Source organism: Pseudomonas sp. GW531-T4, assembly GCF_017349615.1.
Taxonomy (GTDB): Bacteria; Pseudomonadota; Gammaproteobacteria; order Pseudomonadales; family Pseudomonadaceae; genus Aquipseudomonas; species Aquipseudomonas chlororaphis_I.
The window spans coordinates 23,005-30,251 of record NZ_JACMZT010000062.1; the positions used below are offsets into that span (position 1 = coordinate 23,005).

Below are 7,247 nucleotides of genomic sequence, written 5' to 3' on the forward strand. Positions count from 1 at the left end.
AGGCCGTCCATAACCCGATCCACTGGACGTCTGCCGCGATCAGTCTTTTCCGGCGTTGGCTAATCGAACTGCAACGCATTGGTCAGGTCGCCCATGGGTGACTGTTCCCGGGCGGCCATGGCCTCGTCACGCAGTTTCAGGCCATCGAGCTTTTCCAGGTCGAAGACCCGGGTCACCAGGCGCAGGATCGATGCCGTGTCATACACCGTGTGATCCACCGTCCCCTTGCGGGCGAAGGGCGATACCACCAGGGCCGGAATACGGCTGCCCGGGCCCCAGCGATCGCCCTTGGGCGGAGCCACGTGATCCCACCAGCCGCCGTTCTCGTCGACCGTGACAATCAGCACCATGTTGTTCCACTGCGGACTGTCCTGCAGGGTCTTGATCGCGCGGACCAGATGCCGGTCGCCCGCGGCGACGTCTGTGTACCCGGCATGCATGTTGAGGTTGCCCTGGGGCTTGTAGAAGCTCACGCTCGGCAGCTTGCCGGCCAGGGCGTCGGCGAAGAACCGGTTCGTCGACGGGTCGTCGCCCAGGCCGCCATCGCGCAGGCGCCTGGCGCGTTCACCGGGGTGCTCCGGGCCTTGCTGCCGGAAGTAGTTGAAGGGCTGGTGGTGGTACTGGAAGTTGGGGATTTTCGGGATCGCGCCCGAGCTGCTGAACTCATCCAGGGTGGCCTGCCAGCCACCGGCGTACCAGGCCCAGTCGATGTTCCTTTTCGACAGCTTGTCGCCGATGTGCTCGTGGCTTTGCGGAACCAGCACGAAGGGCAGGTCCGGTTTGGAATAGTCCGGTCGTTGTGGGTCGCGTTGCCAGGTCGGCCAGTAGGGCGGCGCGAAGGTGTTGACCGCATAACCGTCCGGGGTGAGCGCGCAGGGGCCGAACTGGGCGGGGCCGTCCATGGCACTGGCAGGCGAGTCGGCCAGGGGCCTGAGCCGCGGGTCGCTGGGGTCGTCGCTGTGCAGGTTGGCGATCTTCACCTTGGCCACCGAGTTGCGGGCGTTCGGATAGTGCGGCACCGCCGCCGAGATCAGGTATTGGTGGTTCAGGTAAGAACCGCCAAAGGCGCCCTGGAAGAAGTTGTCGCAGAGCACGAACTGCCGCGCGATATCCCACAGGCGAAGGGCATAGCGGCTTTGCCTGTAGTGCCCCATCGTCAGGCCGCCGGAGTCGGACCAGGCGGCGAACCGGTCATTCATGCCACCGTTGATCTGCATCTGGTTCTGGTAGAACTCGTGGGACAAATCGCGGGTCACCAGGCTCAGCGGCAGGTCCTCGGCATTCGGGCCTTTGAGGGCGAACGGCGCGTTCGGCAGGTCCTGCTGAAATGGCACGCCAGCGGGATAGGTCACGCCATCCGCGGTCTGCGGTCCCAGATGCAGGGTGCCGCCCCAGACCGGGGGCAGGATTTGCAGCAGGCTGCCGTCGCGGTCGCGCTGCTGGTAAGCGGCGGGCTTGAGGCTGGAAAGAGGCTGCTCGAGGCCGGGGAAATCGGCGAACAGGTTGTTGAAGCTGCGGTTCTCGGCATAGATCACCACCACCGTCTTGACGTGCTTGCGCAGTGACCTGTCCAGTTCGGCAGCGGACAGTGGGCGCTTGCCCGGTGTAGGGGGCGCATCGCTGTTGGGCGTGCAACCGTTGAGCGCGGCGCCGGCACCCAGTACCGCGGTACCGGCGAGAAAGTGGCGACGACTGGGATCGATCGGGGTGTCAGGGTTTTCAGGGTCGTTGTGGCTCATTACAGGTATTCCTCCGAAGTTGCAGGGCATCCTCATGGCTCGTTGAAACTCATGTCGCTAGCGCTGGGGGTGCGGCTGGCGCGCTTGTCATGAATGCAGCGCCGGCTATCGAGCGGACGCGCGGGGAGTGCGGCGCTGAGGTCTGCCATGAGCGAGTTGCCGAATGCTTGAAATCCATCAGCTATGAGGGAGGCCCCGGGCAGGGCCTCCCTGGTTAGCCAGCGAGGTCAGAATTTGTAAACGAAGCTGGCGGTGTAGGTACGCGGAGCGGAAGGGAACACCAGGGTCGAGTCGAACAGGTTGGCGGAAGTGAAGTACTTCTCGTTGAACAGGTTGTTGACGGTAAACAGCGCTTCCCAGGACTTCTCGGAATAGCCCACCGAGCCGTTCCATACGGTGTAGTCAGGCAGCTTGATCTGCTTCTGGTTGTCCGCCCATTGCTCGTCTACCCAGGTGAAGCCCAGGCTGGCGTTCACACGGCCACCCCAAGGGGTCGGCTGGGTGTAGTTGCCATACAGGCTGGTTACCCACTCCGGTACGCCGCCACGATCGTACTCGCCACCCAGTACCTGGCCGGTCGGGTCGAAGAAGCGGAAGCCATAGAGTTGCGACGGATCCAGGCCATAGGCTTGGGCGACAGCGGCGGTATTGAGCACGGTGAAAGGCTGCCCTTTCTCACGCACCTTCTGTTTGGTCGCCGAGGCCGTCATGGAGAAGTTCTGGTTGAGCATCCAGCGCAACTCACCTTCGTAACCCTTGCCGTTGACCAGCACAGTGCTGCCGTTTTGCGAGTCGCGGTAGGTCTTCTCCTGGTCGTAGTAGGCCAGCGCGGCGTAGACGTTGCCGTTCTCGCTGTTGTACTTGATGCCGTACTCGCGCAGTTTCGAGTCCTGCAGGTAGTTGCCGCTGGAGACGTCCGACGCTGTTACGCCGCCTGCCTGGTTGGACGACAGCGCGGTCGACTCGGCGTAGGTGAAGTAAGGGATGAACCCCCACGGCGTCTTGTACGAGAGGCTGGCACTGAACGAGTCAGTGGTGTTGTGGTTGGTGGCTTTGTCCGGACGCCCGTCGCCATTGGCATCGCGGACCAGATCGCCATTGGTGGCCTGGGCCTTCTCCTTGGCCTTGGCGTCGTAGTAGTCGAAGCGGTAGCCCAGCAGCAGGTTCCAGTTCTGCCAGTTCATGTCGGACAGCATGAACGCGCCGGTGTTTTTGGTGATGGATGCGCTCTGGGTGTTGAAGTTGCGTCGGTACATGCCGGGAGCGATCTCGACGTTGCCGGTATGACCGATGTCGAAGCTGTCGTCCGGTGTCGGCCCGACGTTCAGGTCGCGGCGGTCGAGGATTTCATCGAGGTAGGACTCACGGTCGATGGCGCTGTAGTAGCGATAGTTGACGCCGACGACGTTGGACGTGCTGACCTCCCCGATCTGCAGCGGGAAGCTCAGGCTGACTTTGTCTTCCCAGGTGTAGGCATCGTAGTCGGCGGTGAAGCCATAGCTGGTGTATTTGTTGTGGTCCAGGGAGTCGTAGAAGAACTGGTTCTTGAGCTCCATGTCATTGTCCAGCGACCAGATAAGGTCGAAGTACGCCGTGGCGGCCTTGCTTTCGCCCTTGTCCTTCTTGTCGGTGAACACCTTGTTGCGGTCGAGCTTGGTGGTCCCGGGGTTGCTCAGTGCCGCGTTCGGGTCTTTCGGGTCGAAGAAGCAGTTGCTGTAGTTCAGGCAGAAAACGTCCAGCTTGGAGTTGCCGCTGCCCGGTGGAAAACCGACGCCCGGGCTGATGTTGTTGCGTACATCGTCAGGGAACAGCACATCGCCCCTTGAGCTCATCTTGGACGGCGCGCCGGTGATGTAGGTGTCGTGGTCGATCAGGTCCTGGGTGACCCGGTTCCATCCGGGGTTCTGGATGCGCTTGGCCTTCAGGTACTGGCCGCCGAACTCGGTCCGCAGGTTGTCGGTGAGGTCCATGTCGAAGGCGATCTGGCCGATGGTCGACTTGGGTTCGACGTTGTCGAAGTAGCTTTTCGAGTCCTCCTGCTCGAAGAAACCATAGACACCGCCCTGGCGCCCCCCCAACTCGAAGGGCGAGCCGCCTTCGGCGGTGGTGATGTACTGGTCATAGGAACCCACGGTCACACCGAATTGCCCGGTAGGTTTTTCGATGAACTTGGAGGTCGCCGACTTCGAGGATTTCGGGTTGAAGTTCATGTAGCCGCCGACCTTGCCGGCACCGTAGATGGGGGAAACCGGGCCACGCACGATATCGACCGAACTGGCGGCGCGGATCGGCGTTGCATAGTTGCCAGGGTTCTCTACCCGCTTGAACCCCCGGAAGTAGTTATCCGCGGCATCGCCACGCAGGCTCAGTGCCCCCGGCACCCCGAAGAAGGAGCTGGTGTAGGCTCCCGGGGCGAGGCGAACCAGGTCGTTGATGTCGCGCAAGCCGTAGTTTTCGATCAGGTCGGACGACACATCCGACACCGAGCGTGGGGTTTCGGCGATGGACTTGCCCAGGCCGAAAACGCTCTTCACCGGCTGGCTGGGCATGATGCCCATGGTGTCTTCGACACTCTCCTTGAGAATGTAGTCCTCAAGTTCGACCGTCTCTTTCTGATCTTCGGCCATGGCCTGTCCGCCGAGAATCTGCACAGCAGCCGCAACTGCCAGGGCCAGTTTTTGCGGGTGACGCCAGTTATATGTACCCATGGAACACTCCCCTACTACATTTGCTTTTATGTAAAAGTTGTTGAACAACAGGCGAGTGCGTACGGGCAGAAACACAAACTGTTCCTGCCGTACTTGCACAGCCTTCTAGAGCAAGTTGAAGTTCGCTTACTTCTTCTCTGAGGTCATTTCCGGATGAATACGCAAACTGTCGCCGACCCGCGGCTTATTGCCGATGGCGGCAATCTTCGGCAACGACTCCAGAACGATTTCCAGGCACACCGGATTAAGCCGTGGGTAAACTTCGCGAATGGTGTCCCATGTCCAGTTACCCAGGCCTTCGGCTGGATTGGAGATGGCGATCAGCGAGGCATAGTTGATCCCGGCCATGCGCGCATAGATCACTTCCGACCCCACGCTCATGGTCACCAGGTCGCCCCCCATCTTGGCCAGCATGCGCACTTCCGCAGCCGTTTCGAAACGCCCGCCGCGGGTTTGCATGATCACCCCGCTCTTGTGCAGGTTGATCCCGGCGACGGGAGCATCTCCACGATTCAGGCGTTTCTGCGTCTCATCGATCAGGATGTCGCGAAGAATGGGATCCATGGCTGGCGTGTAGCGCGGAACCGGATGGTCGCCCTTGCGGTAGATGGCATCCGGCAGCGCCAGTGGCCGGTCGATGTTGAAGTCGATGACATCATCGGCCACCACCAGATCGTGGAGCTTCATTGCCGGGTTGATACCACCGGCTGTTGCCCCACCAATCGCATCTTTAACCCGTAGCTGGTAAAGGGCAGCCCAGGTTTCGACGATCTTTCCGTCGCCATGCATATTGATGTAATAGAACGGAACGTTTTTATAGTTGCCGCAATAGATAGTTGGGGAAGTTCCGGCTGGAGTTTCAAGGGTGAAGGACTCCTTGAGTTTTCCGGACTTCAACATGGCATCGTTGATGAATGTACCGCCAATCACCGCAATATCGGCTTTGCACGGAACCGCGGGGGTAGCGGCCCAGGCCGTTACCGATAAGCATCCAAGTAATAAACCCAGGAGGATTTTCATGAAACACCTCTTCACTTAGTTGTAAGTCCTGCCGTTTCTCAGGCAAGGCGTGGCCGTCATGCGGGTTGGTTGAATGTCAGCCAACGGGCATTGGTGTTAAGCATCAGCGCCGGCAACGCGCTGGCTGTATGGTTATTGTCCGAACCGGTAAACAGCGGCTTCAGTCGCCAGGAAGTGTTTTCAAGCAACGAGTGCGGTTATCAACGACATCCGCTTGTCAGTGCTCGATCGCGCTTCTCCGGTCATGGCTCAGCTTGTTGTATGGCGTTCACCAGGCCGGGTCATGAGTTCAGTGTCCCGGCAGGGTCTGCGAATACAGCTCCCAGTTTCCCGTCAGCGCGTTGATCACTGTGCTGCCCACTCGATAGGCCGCCTCGAGCGAGGGCTGCATGCCGACGAAACCCGCCTGGTCATGAGCCATGCTTTGCGCGGCGCTCATGCCGGGTGGCTGCATGGTGTAGTTACTGGCGGTACGCAATACCAGCACGCGGTCCAGGTCCACCTTCGCCGCTTTGTTCAGGAAACTGAGGGACTGCAGGGTTCCGGTGTCCTCCATGGCGGAAGTCACGAATTGCCCTTTGCCGTCGGTCCAGTACTTGACCCAGTCACCGGCCCAGTCGTTGAGCCGCTTGCCGTGCCAGAACGTCGAGGAGGCGAGGTTGTCGCCTTTCATGACCCTGGCCGGCAGAACGGCTTGGGGGAAGCCCTTGAACTGTTGGCGAAACGCTGCCAGTTCCTTGTTTTCTACCAGTGGGACGTCCTTTGTCAGGTTGTAGGCCCAATCCACCAGTCGACCATTGAGCTTGTAGACTTCGCCGATGCTGTCCGAACGTGGCTGGGCATAAGGCGTTGCGCGAAAGAACGGGGTGTAGCCGGTTTTCCAGTCTTTGGGGATTTCCCGCGCATCGATCTCGTGCGCCAGGTCACCGTCCACCACATAGTTGGCCCATGCCGCCGAACCGATGGAGCCCTTGTGCGGATTGATGCCGGCAATGCCCGCGACCAGCCAGTACGCCTTGCTCAAGTCAAAGCGTGGATCCATGCCCAGGGCCATTACCGACGCCGCCGCACGGGCAGTGCCCATGCCGGTCACCGTTGCCAGGACGCCGGTTTCAGGGTTCAGGCATACGTCATGAAAACCCTGGGCGAGCGGCATGCACTGATTCAGGCCGGCGCGTTCACGCCAGAACTGAAACTCGCCAGGGTTGTCTCCCTGATCCTGGCCGACCTCGAACATGCTCAGAACTACAGCCTTGATCTGAATCGGCTGCTCGGCGGCCTGGGTTGCTCCGGCTGCGCCCAGGCAGCACAGCGCGGCAGCGAGTGCGCCACTGGTTGTACGTGTCGTCATCGTCTTGATTCCTTGGCAGAGGGCGTGCGCTCCGCGCGCACCCTCCACGGGCTTATTTCAGGTCGAACCTGACCGTCTGTTTAGCGCGCTGCTCAACTGCTGCGCCATTGACCATTCGCGGCTGGAACTTCCAGCGTTTCACCGCGCTGATCGCGGCCTCGTCGAACAGCTTGCGTGGTTTCGACTCGAGGACCTTGGCACTGGCAACCGTGCCGTCCGGGCGGATCGCAAGTTCCAGCACCACATAGCCCTCGATCTTGGCCTGTCGGGCATCACGCGGATAAACCGGTGCCTGCTGATCCAGGGCGACCGCGTCGGTGCTGCTCGACGGTGCGGGCGGTGGCGGCGGTGGAGTAACCGGTGGTGGCGGTGTCGGCGCGGGTGGCGGCGGCACTGGCTGTTGCGGTTTGGGCTCCGGTTTGGGTTTCG

General features: G+C 60.9%; 5 protein-coding genes. All 5 read right to left on the reverse strand.

The window, feature by feature from the left end:
• Positions 1 to 59: 59 nt before the first annotated feature.
• Positions 60 to 1,739, reverse strand: coding sequence for an acid phosphatase (gene acpA / locus J4D28_RS28850; protein WP_038630532.1), 1,680 nt, complete (start codon positions 1,737 to 1,739; stop codon positions 60 to 62).
• Positions 1,740 to 1,966: 227 nt separating this feature from the next.
• Positions 1,967 to 4,447 (reverse strand): TonB-dependent siderophore receptor, encoded by a 2,481-nt coding sequence (locus J4D28_RS28855; RefSeq protein ID WP_016703810.1) that lies wholly within the window; start codon positions 4,445 to 4,447, stop codon positions 1,967 to 1,969.
• 126 nt (positions 4,448 to 4,573) lie between these two features.
• Positions 4,574 to 5,467 (reverse strand): methylthioadenosine phosphorylase, encoded by an 894-nt coding sequence (locus J4D28_RS28860; protein WP_009046826.1) that lies wholly within the window; start codon positions 5,465 to 5,467, stop codon positions 4,574 to 4,576.
• 289 nt (positions 5,468 to 5,756) lie between these two features.
• Entirely contained in the window at positions 5,757 to 6,818 is a 1,062-nt protein-coding gene (locus J4D28_RS28865) for a purine nucleoside permease (RefSeq protein WP_009046827.1), read from the reverse strand.
• Between the two features lie 52 nt (positions 6,819 to 6,870).
• Positions 6,871 to 7,247: energy transducer TonB (locus J4D28_RS28870; protein WP_207246505.1), on the reverse strand; the 377-nt coding region annotated here is incomplete at its 5' end.

Excerpts from the sequence above, each read along its gene's own strand:
- acpA (WP_038630532.1), bottom strand. The coding sequence starts at position 1,739 with ATGAGCCACAACGACCCTGAAAACCCTGACACCCCGATCGATCCCAGT.
- J4D28_RS28855 (WP_016703810.1), bottom strand. The coding sequence starts at position 4,447 with ATGGGTACATATAACTGGCGTCACCCGCAAAAACTGGCCCTGGCAGTT.
- J4D28_RS28860 (WP_009046826.1), bottom strand. The coding sequence starts at position 5,467 with ATGAAAATCCTCCTGGGTTTATTACTTGGATGCTTATCGGTAACGGCC.
- J4D28_RS28865 (WP_009046827.1), bottom strand. The coding sequence starts at position 6,818 with ATGACGACACGTACAACCAGTGGCGCACTCGCTGCCGCGCTGTGCTGC.